This is a genomic window from Camelimonas sp. ID_303_24 (assembly GCF_053543495.1).
In genome coordinates, this window is the sequence record NZ_JBLLJM010000007.1 from 68,177 (window position 1) to 85,260 (window position 17,084).

The window sequence follows — 17,084 nt, forward strand, 5'->3', positions numbered from 1 at the left end:
AGGCCCCAGGCCCTGTCCTGAAAGCCGGTGGGTCAGCGCTTCATTGTGATGAGACAGGGGCGCTGCTCCGCGCTCCTGCAGCCATGCGGCGGCTCTCCCGAAACTCTGCGGCGCTGGCGTGAAGTCGGGCCAGCGCCGCAGAATCCTGTTGCGATCCTGGCGCGATCTTATCGCATCGGTGGGGCGTACAGCACGCCGCCCATGCTCCAGAGCTGGTTCAGCCCGCGCGGCACGCCGAGTTTCGAGCTGGAGCCCAGATTGCGCTCGTAGATTTCCGCGTAATTGCCGGTCGCCTTCACCGCGCGGATCGCCCAGTCAGGGTCGAGGCCAAGCGCCTTGCCGAAATTGCCCTCGGCGCCCGTGAAGCGGCGTACTTCCGGCTTCTGCGATTGCAGCGCCTTTTCCACGTCGGCGGAGGCGATGCCCAGTTCCTCGGCGTTGACGAGGGCGAAGTTCACCCACTTCACCACATTGAACCATGGGAAGTCATCGCTGCGGACGACCGGGCCCAGAGGCTCCCTGGAAATCACGTCCGGCAACACCATGGCCTCGGCCGGCTTTGCCAGCTTGAGGCGCTCGCCATGCAGGGCCGACTGGTCACGGGTCAGCACGTCGCATTTGCCTTCGGCGAAGGCGGCGATCGCCTCGGCGGCGGTCGGGAACACCTTCTCTTCATAGGTCATGGAATTGGCCTTGAAGAAATCGGCGAGGTTCAGCTGGCTGGTGGTGCCGGCCTCGACGCACACCTTGGCCTTGTCGAGCGACAGGGCGCTGTCGACCCCGAGCGCCCGCTTCACGAGGAAGCCCTGGCCATCGTGATAGGCGACGCCAGCGAACGCCAGCCCAAGCTCGGCCTCGCGGCCCAGGGTCCAGGAGGTGTTGCGGGCCAGCAGGTCAACCTTGCCGTTCTTCAGGGCCTCGAAGCGCTGGCTGGCCGACAGGGGCGTAAAGGTCACCTTGCTGGCGTCGCCCAGCGTCGCGGCGGCGACGGCGCGGCAGAAGTCGACGTCGAAGCCGCGCCAGGCGCCCTTGTCATCCTTTTCCGAGAAGCCCGTGACGCCTTCGCTGACGCCGCAGTTGAGCGTTCCGCGCTGTTTGACCGTATCAAGCGTTCCCGCTTGCGCCGACATGACAAAGACGCCGGCCATCACGCCGATGGCGGCGCCGCCGAAACGGCGCAGGCTGGTCCATGGGGACTTGGACATGGCTCCCTTTCCCTTTCGCATGTTTTGCGATTGCTGAAGTGGACGCCGGTCTGCTGGAGCCGGGTCCCTTCCCGATGTTGAGAAAAGCTTGCAGGGGCGGGTTTCAGCGCCGCCCGTTGCCGCTGCTTACAACGTCGCCTTGTGACGGATGATCACCTTCGTACCGACGGGCACCCGCTCGTACAGGTCGATGATGTCGCCGTTGGCGAGACGGAAACAGCCGGACGAAATGGCCTGCCCGATGGTTTCCGGCTGGTTGGTGCCGTGAATGCGGAACACCGTGGAGCCCAGATAGAGCGCGCGGGCGCCCATGGGATTGCCCGGCCCGCCGGCCATGAAGCGCGGCAAATAGGGCTGGCGCTTCAGCATGTCTGGCGGCGGCCGCCAGTCGGGCCATTCGGCCTTGCGCGTCACCTGGACCTTTCCGGACCAGGTGAAGCCTTCGCGGCCGACGCCGATGCCATAACGCAGCGCCCGGCCGTTGCCCTGCACCACATAAAGGAAGCGCTCGTCGGAATGGATGATGACCGTGCCGGGCGCCTCGGTGGTGCGGTACAGCACCATCTGGCGGGCGAAGGGGCCATCGGTGATGCGCACTTCTTCCGTGGAGATGCGGCCCGGTTCGTCGCCGATATCCATGGTCTCGCGGATGTCGGCCTGCGGGCGCGGCGGCGGCTGCGGCGCCGCGAGGGCCGGAGCGACGAGGCAGGCCAGCCCAAGGCTGGACAGCACAAGGCGGCGGAAAATATTTCGATCGGACTTCATGACGCGCCGGCTCCCGTCAGCTGCAACGGACGAAGACAAAGGTGCCATACCGCCGGTGCGCGTCGGGGTCGACAAACCGCATGGTCAGCACATTCGGCGTGACTGACAGCAACTCGCGGTCCTGCGGGTCGCCAGCGGGAGACTCAAAGCCGATGTAGGTCCGGCCGTCCGCGCCGGCCTTCAGCCGCAGTTCATAGAGCTTGGCGTCGTCGGCCACGTGCATCATCACGCCGTCGTTGGGCCCGCGAACAATACTGTACGGCTGGCTGCACTGGGCCTTCGCCTGGGCTTCGGTGCGCTTGCGGTCCTTGTCAGTGTGAAACGAGGCGATGCCCCAGCTGCCGACCAGTGCGTCGCGCGAGACGCCAGTCGGGCTGGGCGCCCGCGCTGTTGGCGACATTCTCTCGCCAAGGCTGCAGGCGGCCAGCACAAGCGGCAGCGCGATAGCGCAGGCGCAAGCAGCGAGTCCCGGGCGCTTCATCCGCGCATCGCCGTCGCATGTCCGTGTCATACGTTCCCTCTCCCACATGATGCCCATCTGGCGCCGGATTCCGGTGGAATGCGACGGCCGACCGTTTGGCGCATCCTGGACGTCCAGGATGCAGAGCGCCAGAGCATGATCCCAAAAAGTGGACATCTCCTTGCGGAAACATCAGTCGCTGCGCCGGCAATGCAGTCGATGCGGGTTAAACACAGCTGCATGTCGCGGCCAGCCTGGATCTGGACGGGTTCCGGGCTCCGTAATTCGGGCATGCGCCAGGCGACCAGTGCGGCGCGCTGACCATCAACAATTGATGTGCTGATTGGCGGCCGCGTGTGGGGAGGCTGGAGGGTTCGACAGCTTGACGACTACGCCGCGCCGCCGGGCGGTGTCCGCCTCCCGCTTTCAGAAGCTGTTCAGCCGCGCCGCCAGCAGGTTGCCGTGCTCCTGGGTGACAACCTCGCCAATCTCGGCGAACCGCGCGGCGAGCGGGTTCGTCTTGCGCCACACCATGCCGATGGTGCGCGACGGGCGCGGCTGCGCCAGCCGGACGGCATTGACATCGACGGAGGCGGTTTCCGGCGCCACCGCCATCTCGGGTATCAGGGTAACGCCGATGCCGGCGCCGACCATGCGCACCAGGGTTGAGAGCGAGCTGCCTTCCATCAGGTCCTTGGGCGCGCCCGGGCTCATATTGCAGAACGCCAGCGCCTGATCGCGGAAGCAGTGGCCTTCCTCCAGCAACAGCAGGCGCATTTCCCGCAGCGCCTCAGGGCAGGGCGGCGGCTTCATCCTGTCGGCGGACGGCCGGACAAGGACAAACTCCTCCTCAAACAGCGGCAGTTCCTGCAGCACCGGCTCCAGAACCGGCAGGGCGACGATGGCGACGTCCAGCCTGCCGCTGGTCAGGTCCTCGATCAGCTTTTGCGTCACCGCCTCGCGCGGCCGCAGGTCCACCGCCGGAAACAGCTCGCCGAGCCGCCGGATCACCGCTGGCAACAGGTAAGGGGCCACGGTGGGAATCATGCCGATGCGCAGATCGCCCGCCAGTGACTGGCTGGACGCGCGGGCGAGGTCGGCCAGTTCGTCCACAGCGCGCAAAATGTCGTGGGCGCGGCTGGCGAAGGCCTCGCCGAGGCTGGTGAGCCGGATCTGCCGGTGGTCGCGCTCCACCAGCGGCGCGTCGAGCAGATCCTCCAGATCCTTGATCTGCAACGAAAGCGCAGGCTGGCTGATGGCGCAGGCGTCGGCGGCGCGGCCAAAATGCCGATGCTGGGCGAGGGCGGCGAAATAGCGGAGATGCCGGATCGAGATCATTTGAAAAAACTATCGGTGCAATTTGAAAATTCAAGTTCTCATTATGACCGCATTTGCCTAGAACCATTCAAGGCAGACGTCGCCAGCGGGTCCGGCCAGCCGGACGTGACGTGGCGGCAACGCAGCAGGTTCTGAAGGGAAATGGTCATGGATGGCATTGAAGCGAAAAAGGCCGGCAAATGTCCGGTCATGCATGGCGGGCTGACCGTGACCGGGGCCTCGGTCACCAGCTGGTGGCCGAACGCGCTGAACCTCGACATTCTCCACCAGCACGACGTCAAGACGAACCCGCTTGGCAAGGATTTCAACTACCGTGAAGAGCTGAAGAAGCTCGACATCGCGGCGCTGAAGAACGACATCCGCGCGCTGATGACCGACAGCCAGGAGTGGTGGCCGGCCGACTGGGGCAATTATGTCGGCACCATCGTGCGCATGACCTGGCATGCCGCCGGCACCTACCGCATCGCCGACGGTCGCGGCGGCGCCGGCACCGGCAACCAGCGGTTCGCCCCGCTGAATTCCTGGCCGGACAACGCCAACACCGACAAGCCGCGCCGCCTGTTGTGGCCGATCAAGAAGAAATACGGCAACCGGATCAGCTGGGCCGACCTGATCGCGCTCGCCGGCACCATTGCCTATGAGAGCGCCGGCCTGAAGACCTATGGCTTCGCGTTCGGCCGCGAGGACATCTGGCATCCCGAGAAGGACATCTACTGGGGCGACGAGAAGCAGTGGCTGGCTCCCAGCGACAGCCGCTATGGCGATCTGGCCGACGCCAAAACGCTGGCCAACCCGCTGGCCGCCGTGCAGATGGGCCTCATCTACGTGAACCCGGAAGGCGTCAATGGCCAGCCGGATCCGCAGAAGACCGCCAACATGATGCGGGAAACCTTCGCCCGCATGGCGATGAACGACGAGGAAACCGTCGCGCTGACCGCCGGCGGCCATACGGTCGGCAAGGGCCACGGCAATGGCGATGCGGGGCTGCTCAGCCCGGCGCCGGAAGGCGGCGCCATTGAGGACCAGGGCCTGGGCTGGCTGAACCGGACCAGCCGGGGCGTTGGTCGTGACGCTGTCGTCAGCGGCATCGAAGGCGCCTGGACCACGAATCCGACGGTGTGGGACAACGGTTTCTTCGAGATGCTGTTCAAGCACGAGTGGACGCTGACCCGCAGCCCGGCCGGCGCCAACCAGTGGGAGCCGATCACCATCGCCGACGCGGACAAGCCGGCCGACGTGGAGGATCCCTCCATCCGCGTCATGCCGATGATGACCGACGCGGACATGGCGCTGAAGGTTGATCCCATTTACCGCGAAATTTCGCTGCGCTTCATGAACGATTTCGCGGCGTTCTCGGATGCGTTCGCCCGCGCCTGGTTCAAGCTGACCCACCGCGATCTGGGGCCGCGTTCGCGCTATTACGGTCCGGACGTTCCGGCCGAGGAACTGATCTGGCAGGATCCGGTGCCGGCTGGCCGCGAGGATTATGACGTCGCCGCCGTCAAGGCGAAGATCGCCGGCAGCGGGCTGTCGATCCCGGACCTGGTGGCCACGGCCTGGGACAGCGCCCGCACGTTCCGTGGTTCGGACAAGCGTGGCGGCGCCAATGGCGCGCGCATCCGTCTGGCGCCGCAGAAGGACTGGGCCGGCAATGAGCCCCAGCGTCTGGCGCGGGTGCTGTCGGTGCTGGAGCCGATCGCCGCCGCAACCGGCGCCAGCATCGCCGATGTCATCGTGCTGGCGGGTAACGTCGGCGTCGAGCAGGCCGCGAAGGCCGCGGGCTTCGACGTCGCGGTTCCGTTCACGCCGGGCCGGGGTGACGCCACGGCGGCGCAGACCGACGTCGCGTCCTTCGCCGTGCTGGAGCCGCTCGCTGATGGCTTCCGCAACTGGCAGAAGGAAGACTATGCGGTCACGCCGGAAGAGATGCTGCTCGACCGGGCCCAGCTTCTGGGCCTGACGGCGGCGGAGATGACGGTGCTGCTGGGCGGCATGCGCGTGCTTGGCGCCAACCATGGCGGCGCGAAGACGGGCGTGTTCACCGACCGGGTCGGCGCCCTGACCAACGACTTCTTCGTCAATCTGACCGACATGGCCTACAGCTGGGTTCCGGCCGGCGCCAACGCCTACGAGATCCGCGACCGCAAGAGCGGCGCGGTGAAGTGGACGGCGAGCCGCGTCGATCTGGTCTTTGGCTCGAATTCGGTGCTGCGCGCCTACGCCGAAGTTTATGCCCAGGACGACAACGCCCGGAAGTTCGTCGACGACTTCGTCGCCGCCTGGGTCAAGGTGATGGACGCAGACCGGTTCGACGTCGCGTAATCAGGGTCTTTGCGTACTCGGGAACTCCTGGCCTGATGCCGGCCCCTGGTGAGCGCCAGGGGCTGGCAAAGGCGGGAGCGGCGCGCGGCATGTCCTGCGCGGGCCAGTCGCCGTACTGATATGAGTTTTGCAGGTTGCCGCTGCGTCAGCAGCGGCGCGAACCTGCATGAGTGAGCCCGCCGGCGTCCCTGGCGGGCTTCTTTTTTAACGCCTTCCGACCCGCTGTTGCCGCCTCAAGGACAGGCTGCCCGGGCGTGGCGCGCTTTTTCCTGGCCCCCTTGGACGATGCGCCGTGGAGCCGTTGTTTTTGGCGAACTCTGGTCGATCAGACGCTTCCTTCCGGTCGCAAGGCGCTCGGGCCTCGCGCGAGGAAGCTGTCAATCATGCCGCCGACCAGCTGGCCGGCAAGAACCCTGTCGCTATCGGTGAACCGGCTGCGGTCGAGAATGGAGAGCGAAATCGCCGACTGGTTCGACAGCGCGGTCAGGGACGACAGGAGCATGAGCGCCGCGGCCTTGTCCCGGTCAGTCGTCGCATCGCGGCTGGAGGCGATGGCCAGCAGATCCGCCACCAGCAGCACCCCGGGCCGCCACAGTTCCTTCATCAGATAGCCGTAGGCCGGGCCCCGGTCGCTCAGCTCCCGCAGGACAAAATGGCTCTGGTATTTTTCGTCCGCCTCGTGGGTGAACGCTTCGATCAGACCTTCCATGATCTGGAGCAGGATGCTCCGCGCTTCGGGAGCGGCGAGCGCGCCGGATCTTACGGCGGCGCGCCCGGCGGTGACCACCGGCAGCATCCGGTCCCGGTAGCGGCCAAGAATGACCCCGGAGCAGGCGCGATGCAGCCCCTCCTTGTTGCCGAAATGATAGGCGATCACCGGCAGGGTGACGCTGGCCTCCGCCGCGATTTCGCGCGTCGTGGCGCCGGAAAAACCCTGCTGCGCGAAACATTTCATCGCAGCTTCCAGAATGCGGAGCCGCGTTTCCTCTGGCGCCGGGCGTCTGGCGCGCGGCGCTGTCCCGTTTCCCCGCCGCTGGTGTCGGGCGTCCTGGCGATCCGCAGTCATTGGCTTCCCGTCGTGCAGCGCTTGCGCCCGGTGGATTCTCTCCATATAGTCCGTATATCAAGTGATAAGATCAAGTAAAAAATTGTAGCATTTGCAGTATGTTGAATGCTATTCGCGTGACTTTTCGCATCTGGCTTCGCCGCGCTGTCCGGCGGTGCGGTTGGCCAGGTGAACTGGCGTGACGTTCTGCAGCGCGGCGGGCTCGCCTGCTACAGGTTCGTATGCTCCGGGAGCGCGCGCCGCCAGAAAAGTGGAACGCGTTCTGGATTTGGGATAAGCCGGTGGCGCCCTGGCGTTGTGACCGTCGTTGGCGGCGGCTCCTGGCGACAGACCGGCGAAAAATGAAAAAGTCAGGGATCGGGAGGATCGACAATGAAGTTTCTGCGCACCGCCACGGCTGCGGCGGCCGTCCTCATGTTCGCGGCCAGCGCCGCGCAGGCGGAAAAGAAATACGACACCGGGGCCAGCGATACGGAGATCCGTCTGGGCAACACCGTGCCGTATAGCGGGCCGCTGTCGGCTCACGGCATTCAGGGGCGCGTCGAGCAGGCCTATTTCCGGATGCTCAATGAGGAGCAGGGCGGCATCAATGGCCGCAAGGTGCGGCTGATTTCGCTGGACGACGCCTTTTCGCCGCCGAAAACCGTCGAGCAGACCCGCAAGCTGGTGGAGCAGGACGAAGTGCTGGCCACCTTCGCCAGCGTCGGCACGGCGGCGCAGACGTCGGTGCAGCGCTATCTGAACCAGAAGAAAATTCCGCAGCTGATGGTCAGCACCGGCGCATCGAAATTCAACCAGCCGAAGGCCTTTCCCTGGACCACGCCGAGCAGCATCAGCTACGTCGACGAGGCTGTGATCTATGGCAAGTACCTGGCGAAGGAAAAGCCGAATTCAAAGATCGTCGTGCTGTATCTGAACGACGACTTCGGCAAGGATTATCTGGCGGGAATCAAGCGCGGTCTTGGCGACAAGGCTGACAAGATGATCGTCAAGGAGCTGACGTACGAGCTGTCCGACCCGACGATCGACAGCCAGATCCTGGCGGCCCGCGACACCGGCGCAGACGTGTTTTTCAACGTGACGCTTGGCAAGGCGACGTCGCAGTCGCTCAAGAAACTGGCCGAGATCAACTGGAAGCCGATGCATTTCATCTGCAGCCCGTCCGCCGGTCGCGTCTATCTGAACGCCGCCGGACTGGAGAATGTCCAGGGGCTGCTGACCGCCAGCGCCATGAAGCAGATCACCAGCCCCAACTGGGCGAATGATCCGGACGTGACCACCTATCTGGCGTTCATGAAGAAGTATCTGCCAAACGAAGACATCAGCAATGAGATCGGCTTCAGCATGTACATGCTGTCGCATGTCATGGCCCATGTCCTGCGCGAGGCGGGCGACAACCTGACCCGCGAGAACATCATGAAAATCGCCACCAACCTGAAGGACGTCAAAGTCCCCGGGCTGCGTCCGGGCGTGAAATACGCCAACAACCCTGAAAACTTCGCCCCGATCCGCGAGATGCAGCTGATGCGTTTCGAGAAGGATGACTGGGTTCCCGTGGGCGACGTCATCAGCGCGCGATAATCCTGATGCTCCGGACGCGGTTGCTGTCCGGAGCTCCCCGGTTGCCTTTCCTGGCCCTTTGTTGAGAAGATCCATGCAGAACATCAAGCTTCACGATGAACTGACGACGCTGGCGGATATCCCCCGGGTGCACGCGCGGGACCGCGGCGACGCGATCGCGACCGAATTTGAGGGGCGGCTCACGACGCACGCGGAGCGCAACCGGCATATCAACCAGATCGCCAACGCCATGATCGCGGCTGGTCTGAAGCCGGGCGACCGCGTCGCCCATGTCGGCAAGAATTCCGATCTGTACTTCGAGCTGGTGTTCGCCTGCATGAAGGCGGGCGTCGTCATCGTGCCGGTGGTCTGGCGCCTGGCCCCGCCGGAAGTATCCTACATCGTGCAGGATTCCGGCGCGAAGTTGCTGTTCGTCGGCCCGGAATTCATTGATCTCGGCCGCCAGGTCGCCGCCGAATGCCCCAGCCTGCAGGGCGTCATCGCCATGGAGGGCGGTGAGCCGGAATGGGCGGACCTGACGCGCTGGCGCGATGCCCAGGCGGATACGGATCCGCAGCGCGAATGCGCCCTCCGCGAGCCATTTCTGCAGCTTTACACGTCCGGCACCACCGGACGTCCCAAGGGCGCGCTGCTCACCCACAACAACTTCCTCGGCATGCGGCGCCTGCAGGATGAGGCCGAGGACGAGTGGATGCACTGGTACGAGGACGATATCGGCCTCGTCGCCATGCCCAACGGCCATATCGGCGGCACGGGCTTCGGCATCTGGGTAATGTATTATGGCGTGAAGGCCATCATCACCCGCGAGTTCGACCCGATGCAGGTGCTGGATCTGATCGACAAGGATGGGGTCAACAAGTTCTTCATGGTGCCCGCCGCGCTGCAGTTCGTGGTGCGCCAGCCGCGCGCCCGGGAGATTGACTACTCCCGCCTGCGCAGCATCTCCTACGGCGCCAGCCCCATGCCACATGCGCTGCTGATGGAGTGCATGGAGGTGTTCAAGTGCGGTTTCATCCAGGCCTATGGCCTGACCGAGACCACCGGCACGGTCACCGTGCTGCCGCCCGAAGACCACACCATGGAGGAAACGCCGCGCATGCGTTCCGCCGGCAAGCCCCTGCCGGGCGTGGAAATCGCCATCCTGGACGACAATGGCAAGGCGCTGCCGCCCGGCGAGATCGGCGAGATCGCCATCAGGGGCCCGTCCAACATGGTCGGCTACTTCAATCTGCCGGAAGCGACCGCCGCCGCCATGACCGCTGACGGCTGGTTCAAGTCCGGCGACGCCGGCTACATGGACGAGGACGGCTACCTCTACGTCCACGACCGGATGAAGGACATGATCATCTCGGGCGGCGAGAACATCTATCCGGCGGAAGTGGAGAACGCCATCAGCAGCCACCCCGCCGTGGCCGAGGCTGCGGTGATCGGCATTCCGTCGCAGAAATGGGGCGAGGAGGTGAAGGCGGTCGTCGCGTTGCGGCCGGGCAAGGAGGTGAGCGAGGAGGAGCTGATCGGCTTCGTGCGCACCCGCATCGCCGCGTTCAAGGCGCCGAAGTCGGTGGATTTCATCGACCTGCTGCCGCGCAACGCCTCGGGCAAGATCCTGCGCCGTACGCTGCGCGAACCGTTCTGGGCCGGTTACGCGCGTCAGGTAAACTGAACGGTCTCAACACAAGCTGCGGTTGATGCGCCGGCGCGGGTTTCGCGCCGGCGCTTTTTTGTGCGCGGCAGGGGGCTGCGCCAGCGCCTGTTGGCGCCCCACATGATTTCCCGGGGGGCGGGGCCCTGATCCAGCGGAGGGTGATGGACCGGTAAAGCTGGGTCGCCGTGTCATCCGGAAACAGCGAAATGTGAAAAATTATCCACAGGCAATGCAAAATTTTGTACTTTCATTAGAATAATTCCAATTAAAATAAGAATAAAACATACAAAGATTCAACGTCCTAATAATTGATTGAATTTAGAATAAATATACATCTGGTTTGTTCTAAAAGATAAGCGTTGTTCCTGTCGCGGACTCCCGTTCTAAGGCTGCCGGTATTACGGAAACTGGCAGGGGACGTCAGGTGGCGAAGATTTATGGGGCGGCAGGTTACCTGTCGCGGGGGGCGAGTGTGGCGGCGTTGATGGCCGCTTTCATGGCGCCGGCGATCGCACAGGAAACAGACAGCCGGGCCTCCGGCGGCGCGGCCGCGCGGGCTGCCCCAGCCGCGCAACCCCAAGGAAACCGGCGGCAGCGCGCGGCCCCGATCCAGGCGCCCCAAACATCCCAGGCCGAGGCGGCTCCCGCTGGCGGTGAGATCGCGCTGGACATGATCTCTGTCACCGCCACGCGCCAGCCGACGCAATTGCTGGATATTCCTGGCACGGTGAATGTTATCAGTCGCGACAACATTGACCAGCACCAGATCAACAACAATCAGGAACTGGTGCGTTACCAGCCAGGCGTCTCGGTTGACCGTCAGACGACCGCAACCGATCCCTGGGGCAATCTGGGCGGCTTCACCATTCGTGGCGTGAGCGGCAACCGCGTCCAGATGCAGGTCGATGGTTCGCGCATTCAGGAGCGCATCACCGACGGCAACCGCAATTTCACCGACATGCCGACGCTGAAGGCGGTGGAGATCGTGCGCGGGCCAGGCTCGGTGCTGTGGGGCGCCGACGCGCTGGGCGGCATCGTCGCCTTCCGCACGCTCGATCCCGACGATCTGTTGATCAACAAGGGCAAACCATGGGCCGGCCGCGTCGAAACATCCTTCGACAGCTTCGATAACTCTTTCAGCAAGACCGCCATGTTCGCGGCCCAGTTCAATCCGCAGTGGCAGGGCATCGTCGTCGTCAACCAGAAGACCTACAATGAGGGCAAGCTGGGGCGTGCGCGCGCTGATGGAGGTTTCTGGGGGTGTCCGCGCGTATCTGGCGCCATCCGCTGCAATGAACTGAACCCCCTCAGCGGAACCACGTGGAACATGCTGTCCAAGCTGGTGTTTCGCCCGACGGCCGATCACGAGTTCAAGCTGGCTGGCGAGATGTTTTCGTCAGATAGCACCGTGTTCCAGATGTATGACCATGGTCTGCAGACCAACCGCTCATACAACGGCGAGTACAACCGCAACCAGGAGCAGACGCGGTATCGCATAGCCTTCAGCCATGACTGGAAGGTGAATGCGCCGTTCCTCGACAGTGTGCGCTGGAATGTCTCCTACTCACCGCAGAAGCGGGCGCTCGATAGCTGGCGTCACCAGATCAACACGTCGCGTCAGTATGTCATCACCAATGATATTCTGGACTACCGGGAGGACTTCCTGCAGGCGGACGTGCAGCTGTCCTCGCATTTCGATCTGCTGGGCGCGCGTCACAACCTGACCTATGGCTTCCAGGGCGACACCACCACCACGGATTATTTCCGCCAGAGCGCGGTCTACAACCGCACCCGCAACACCACGACCGTGGCTCGCGCCGGCGGCTTCAATTTCGCCAATTCCGACACCTGGCGCGCCGACCTGTACATTCAGGACGAGATCAGGATGTTCGGCGACCGGCTGATCGTCACCCCTGGGGTGCGTTGGGCCAACTACAATATCAATCCGCGTCCCGACAGCGATTATGTGGTGGTTGCCGGCCGCGAGCCGCGTGAGCAGAACTCCAGCAAGGTCATTCCGCAGGTTGGCGCGGTCTTCAGGTTGACGGATGTCTTCTCGATATACGGCCGCTACGCTGAAGGCTTCAAGATGCCGACGGCCCAGCAGCTGTATTCATCATTGCCATCCACCACCACCCTCATCATCCCCAACCCGGACCTGAAGCCGGAAAGCGTCCGCTCCTATGAGGCGGGCCTGCGCGGCAAGTTCGAGAAGGGCTGGTTCTCGGTTGGCGTGTTCAAGGCGGATTACACCGACTTCATCCAGAGTTTCTATGAAATATTCCCCAATACCTACACCTACCGCAATCTGAGTTCGGTGAAAATCTGGGGCATTGAAGCTTCTGCTGAATACCAGTTCAACGAAAATTGGGCGGTGAATGGCGCGCTGTCGTACCAGTATGGCAAGCAGAAATACGAGGCGGGCGACGCCTATGTTCCCTACGACACCGTTTCACCGCTCAATGGGACGCTTGGCGTCAAGTGGATGAAGCCGGAATGGGGTCTTGAGGCGGAGTTGCGCAGCATTCTGGCCCAGGGCGTGAGCCGCGCCAGTACGGACAGCATTTACAAGCCGGGCGGCTACGCTGTGTTCGACGCCTATGTGAACTGGAAGATCAACGAAACCTTCACCATCCGCGCCGCGATGTTGAACATGTTTGATCGCCGTTACTTCAAGGCGCCGCTGTGGGGCAATTATGCGCTGGCTCCCAGCAATGCGGTGGCGATCCAGAATCCGCTGGAATTGCAGACCGCGCCGGGCCGCACCTTCCGCATCAGCGCCGTCGCCAACTTCTGACCGACGCCAGGCTGAGGCGGAGCGTTTGTCCCCCGACAGACGCTCCCGCCGCCGGCGTCGCCGCATCGGGCCGGTCAACTTCCGGGCCGGCCTGGCGACGCCGGCGCCCCCAATTTCCTGAAACCTCCAGGGGCGCGGACGCCATGCTCCGCGCCGCGCACAGTTTGCGGACATGCTCACATGACAACCACTTCTGAACGCACCTTCCTCAACGAAACGGCCTTTGACGTGCTGCGCCGCGTCCCGGCGATCCCACGGGTGATGCAGGTTTTCCGCTTCGGCGGCGCCACCCATGAGCGCATCGGTCGCCTCGAAACCGTCGCCAGGGATGGCGACGACATCGTCTGCGGCGGCGCCTGCCATGACGCCCGCATTCGCGCCAGCGCGATCGCCTCCATCGTCGCCGACCGCTCGGGGAAGATGAAGGACATGGAATTGCCGCGCATCGATTTCCGCGATGCGTCCGGCGACGTCATCTTCAGCATCATCGTCATGGAGGGGGGCCTGAAGAGCTTCAACGCCGCGCTCGACGGCGTGCCGGAAACCGGGGCGCCGGCCGCAGACCCCAGGGACATGCCGGAGAGAAAGGAGCTGGACGAGAGCGATCCAGGCCTTTCGCCCTTTGCCCGCGCTGTGGAGAAGGCGGTTCCCATCACCATTGCCGTGCAGGGGCCCGCCTTTCGTCAGACGTGGAGCGGCGTGGCGGAAAGCGTCAAGCCCGGCATGGGCTTCATCAATGTGATGCGTCCCGATTTCCATCTGCACCTGAAGGGCGGGGCCGTCGCGGACTGGCGCCGCGAAGGCGCGGAGGGCGAGGCGGTGTGGACGGCCCTCGACGCGCATGGCGCGCCCACCGGCCTGACCGTGCGCGGCGATCTCGGCCTTTGAAGCCATGGCCTGGGGCTGCCACGAGGCAGGCCCCAGGCCGGCGCCTTGCCCGACGCCGCGACCGTATCGGGCTGATGTTCACCCTGCAGCCGCCAGTTCGCTCCATCGCACAGGATGTCGCCATGACCAGCCAGGCCGTTTCCCAATCCCGCGCCGCCCATGCGCCCGCCACGTGGATTTCTCCTGATACCGGCGCCGCGATCCCGCAGGACGCGGTGCTGCGCGCCATGGCCAGCAAGAGCGTCGTCCTGCTTGGCGAAACCCACGACATCGCCGAGATCCACCGCTGGCAGGCGCACATGTGCGCTTTTCTGCACACGCTGCGCCCGCATATGGCGGTGGGCTTCGAGATGTTTCCGCGCCGCCTCCAGCCGGTGCTGGACGCATGGGTCGATGGCGCCCTGACGACGGCGGAGTTCCTCGTCGCCAGCGAATGGGACGCGGTGTGGGGTTTCCCGCCGGAGATCTACCTGCCGCTGTTTTATTTTTGCCGGCAGCAGAAGGTGCGCATGCTGGCGTTGAATTGCCATCGTCCGCTGGTCACCCGCGTCGGCATCGAGGGCTGGGATGCGATCCCGGAGGCGGAGCGCGATGGCCTCACCCCCGCGGCCCCGGCGACGGCGGAATATCGCCGCTACCTGTGGGGCCTGGGCGTGCGCCGGTCCGCCGTTACGGGCCCGGATGATCCGGCCTTCGCGCGCTTCTGGCGCGCCCAGCAGTGCTGGGACCGGGCTTTCGCCTGCAATATCGCCAGCGCTCTGGCCGCGGATCCCGGACGGCTGGTCATCGGCATTATCGGTCGCGGCCATCTGGAGTTTGGCCATGGAACGCCATTCCAGTTGCGGGATCTTGGCGTCGACAGCATCGGCGTGCTGCTGCCGGCCAGCGCGGACACGATCGAACTGGAAAAGACCCGCGGCATGGCCGACGCCCTGTTCCGGCTCGATCCGCCAGAGCCGCCGGCGGAGCGCAAGCCCCGGCCCGTCGCCGCGAATGGGCAGGCCGCGTCATGAAAGCCCTCGCCAGCTGCATCTGGGGGCTGTTCCGCCTGTGCCTGTCAGGGCCGGGGGGCAGGGCGGGTTTGATCTGCTTCGGCTGCGTGCTCGCGTTGAACCTTGCCAGCGTTTACGTCAACGTGCGCCTGATCGCATGGTACGCCGCATTCTACAATGCGCTGCAGAAGATGGACGCATCGGCGGCGCTGACCCAGATCGGCGTCTTCCTGATCCTGATCGCGCTGGCCTCGGCCCTGGCGTTGCTCGCCATCTGGGTGCGCAAGATTGGCATCATCCATTGGCGCGGCGCCCTCACCAGCGCGATGCTGGACGCCTGGCTCAATTCCCGCGCCCACTGGCGACTGGCCCACGCCGGCCAGCCGGAAAGCCATGTCGACAACCCCGACCAGCGCATCGCCGAGGATTGCGAGATTTTCGTGCGCCGGCTGCTGAATGAGGCGCTCGACGTCATCACCATGGTGGTGGGCCTGTTCACCTATTTCAGCGTGTTGTGGTCGCTGTCGACCTTCTCGCTGCCGCTTGGCTTTATCGGCCTTGACGTCGACATTCCCCGCTACATGGTGTGGGCGGCGCCCATCTATGTCCTGCTGTCCAGCCTTGCCACCCACTTGCTCGGCGCGCGGCTGATGACGCTGAACATGGAGCAGCAGCATCGTGAGGCGGATTTTCGCTATGCACTGGGCCGGCTGCGCGAAACCAGCGGCGCCGTCAGCCTGCAGGCGGGCGAACCCGCCGAGCGGCGGATTCTCGACCAGCGCTTCGGCCGCATTGTCGACAACTGGCGCCATCTGATCCGGCGTGAGTTCATCGTCGGCTGCTTCATCCGCCCCTACATGATGTCGACGATGCGCCTGCCGCTGTTTCTGGCGGCGCCGGCCTATTTCGCGGGGAACGTGACGCTTGGCGGCCTGATGCAGCTCAACATGGCTTTCCAGCAGGTCACCCAGACCATGTCGTGGTTCATCTTTTCCTATCATGACCTAGCGGAATTCGTCTCGGCGGCGCGACGTCTCGACGGCTTTCGTTTGCGCATGGGCGATGCGGCGGGGGCGCCATCCGGCATCGCCGTCGCCCACGGCGACGTCGATCAACTGGAGACGCGCGGCCTCAACCTGATATCGCCCCACGGCGGCGTTATCGCGCGCATTCCGGATTTCACCGTGATGCGCGGCGAGACGGTGTGGCTGCGCGGCGCCTCCGGGCGGGGTAAATCCACCCTGTTCAAGGCGCTGGCCGGCATGTGGCGTTATGGCGAGGGCAGGGTCGTTTGCCCCACGGGCAGCGCGATGTTCCTGCCGCAGCATCCTTATCTGCCGCTTGGCGACCTGCACCAGGCGGCGGTCTACCCGGCCCGCCTGCTGGCGGACGGGGAGGAGGCCCGGCCGGGAGAGCGGGCGTTCACCGCCGGCCAGGCGGAAGCGTTGCTGGAGCTTGTCGGTCTTGGCGGCCGCGCCGCAACCTGGGCGCCGGCCACCGCGGAACCCGGTTGCGCCCGTGGCCACTGCATCGCCCACGCCAGTCCGCAGGGGCTTTCTGGCGGCGAGCAGCAGCGCCTGATGCTGGCCCGCGTGCTGGCGGCGGCGCCTGACTGGGTGTTTCTCGACGAGGCAACCAGCGCGCTTGACCAGCAGGCGGAGCGCGACCTGTTCCAGTTGTTGCGCCGCCGCCTGCCTGGCGCAACCCTGGTCATCGTCACCCACCGGCCGCCGCCCCTGCCTGGCCCGGTGCGGACCATTGACCTCTCCTGGCCTGAGCCGGGAGCGACAGGAGATATCGCCCCGCTCCGCGTTGCGACGGCGTAGGGCGTCCGCCGCAACGATTGCATGATGGTTCCGGGCAAGGCGGCCATCGCTTTGCCGGCGCCGTTTCGGGCTTCGGCGGCAGCGCGCCGTCGTTGGTCTGGACAATTCAGTGGCTATTGAGCTTTCCAGGCGCGCTGGCCATGGACAAACCGGAAGTATGATGTTCATCTCAAAACGTCATACTGCTGGGGGCATAGGC

At 64.7% G+C, this 17,084-nt stretch carries 12 protein-coding genes; 7 read left to right on the forward strand and 5 right to left on the reverse strand.

Annotated features, from left to right (window positions below; all coding sequences use genetic code 11):
- Positions 1–167: 167 nt before the first annotated feature.
- The 4 genes from ACERNI_RS09355 to ACERNI_RS09370 all read right to left on the reverse strand — a co-directional run bounded on the left by ACERNI_RS09355 (position 168) and on the right by ACERNI_RS09370 (position 3,768).
- Positions 168–1,205 (reverse strand): amino acid ABC transporter substrate-binding protein, encoded by a 1,038-nt coding sequence (locus ACERNI_RS09355; RefSeq protein WP_448833018.1) that lies wholly within the window; start codon positions 1,203–1,205, stop codon positions 168–170.
- A gap of 126 nt (positions 1,206–1,331) precedes the next feature.
- Positions 1,332–1,970, reverse strand: a complete 639-nt coding sequence (locus tag ACERNI_RS09360) for a L,D-transpeptidase (RefSeq protein WP_448833019.1) — start codon at positions 1,968–1,970, stop codon at positions 1,332–1,334.
- A 16-nt stretch (positions 1,971–1,986) separates the two neighbouring features.
- Positions 1,987–2,481: a hypothetical protein gene (locus ACERNI_RS09365; RefSeq protein ID WP_448833020.1), complete on the reverse strand. Its 495-nt coding sequence runs from the start codon at positions 2,479–2,481 to the stop codon at positions 1,987–1,989.
- Between the two features lie 375 nt (positions 2,482–2,856).
- Positions 2,857–3,768: a LysR substrate-binding domain-containing protein gene (locus ACERNI_RS09370; RefSeq protein WP_448833021.1), complete on the reverse strand. Its 912-nt coding sequence runs from the start codon at positions 3,766–3,768 to the stop codon at positions 2,857–2,859.
- 147 nt (positions 3,769–3,915) lie between these two features.
- Between ACERNI_RS09370 and katG the strand changes: the two genes are divergently transcribed.
- Positions 3,916–6,090: a catalase/peroxidase HPI gene (gene katG, locus ACERNI_RS09375; protein WP_448833022.1), complete on the forward strand. Its 2,175-nt coding sequence runs from the start codon at positions 3,916–3,918 to the stop codon at positions 6,088–6,090.
- 325 nt (positions 6,091–6,415) lie between these two features.
- Here katG and ACERNI_RS09380 read toward each other — a convergent pair whose 3' ends face one another.
- Positions 6,416–7,201 carry a TetR/AcrR family transcriptional regulator gene (locus ACERNI_RS09380; RefSeq protein WP_448833023.1) on the reverse strand — a complete coding sequence of 262 codons (786 nt, stop codon included), beginning with the start codon at positions 7,199–7,201 and terminating at the stop codon, positions 6,416–6,418.
- Between the two features lie 327 nt (positions 7,202–7,528).
- Between ACERNI_RS09380 and ACERNI_RS09385 the strand changes: the two genes are divergently transcribed.
- From ACERNI_RS09385 to ACERNI_RS09410, 6 genes are all read left to right on the forward strand, one after another.
- Positions 7,529–8,737, forward strand: a complete 1,209-nt coding sequence (locus ACERNI_RS09385; protein WP_448833024.1) for an ABC transporter substrate-binding protein — start codon at positions 7,529–7,531, stop codon at positions 8,735–8,737.
- 73 nt (positions 8,738–8,810) lie between these two features.
- The gene (locus tag ACERNI_RS09390; RefSeq protein WP_448833025.1) at positions 8,811–10,400 is read left to right on the forward strand and encodes a fatty acid--CoA ligase; all 1,590 of its coding nucleotides are present in this window, start codon (positions 8,811–8,813) and stop codon (positions 10,398–10,400) included.
- A gap of 652 nt (positions 10,401–11,052) precedes the next feature.
- Complete coding sequence (locus ACERNI_RS09395; RefSeq protein ID WP_448833026.1) at positions 11,053–13,179, forward strand: TonB-dependent hemoglobin/transferrin/lactoferrin family receptor; 2,127 nt, start codon at positions 11,053–11,055, stop codon at positions 13,177–13,179.
- A 180-nt stretch (positions 13,180–13,359) separates the two neighbouring features.
- On the forward strand, positions 13,360–14,067 hold the full coding sequence (locus tag ACERNI_RS09400) for a hypothetical protein (RefSeq protein WP_448833027.1): 708 nt from the start codon (positions 13,360–13,362) through the stop codon (positions 14,065–14,067).
- 122 nt (positions 14,068–14,189) lie between these two features.
- On the forward strand, positions 14,190–15,080 hold the full coding sequence (locus ACERNI_RS09405) for a ChaN family lipoprotein (protein ID WP_448833028.1): 891 nt from the start codon (positions 14,190–14,192) through the stop codon (positions 15,078–15,080).
- The gene (locus ACERNI_RS09410) at positions 15,077–16,885 is read left to right on the forward strand and encodes an ABC transporter ATP-binding protein/permease (RefSeq protein ID WP_448833029.1); all 1,809 of its coding nucleotides are present in this window, start codon (positions 15,077–15,079) and stop codon (positions 16,883–16,885) included. Before ACERNI_RS09405 ends, ACERNI_RS09410 begins: the two co-directional genes overlap by 4 nt.
- Positions 16,886–17,084: the final 199 nt, after the last annotated feature.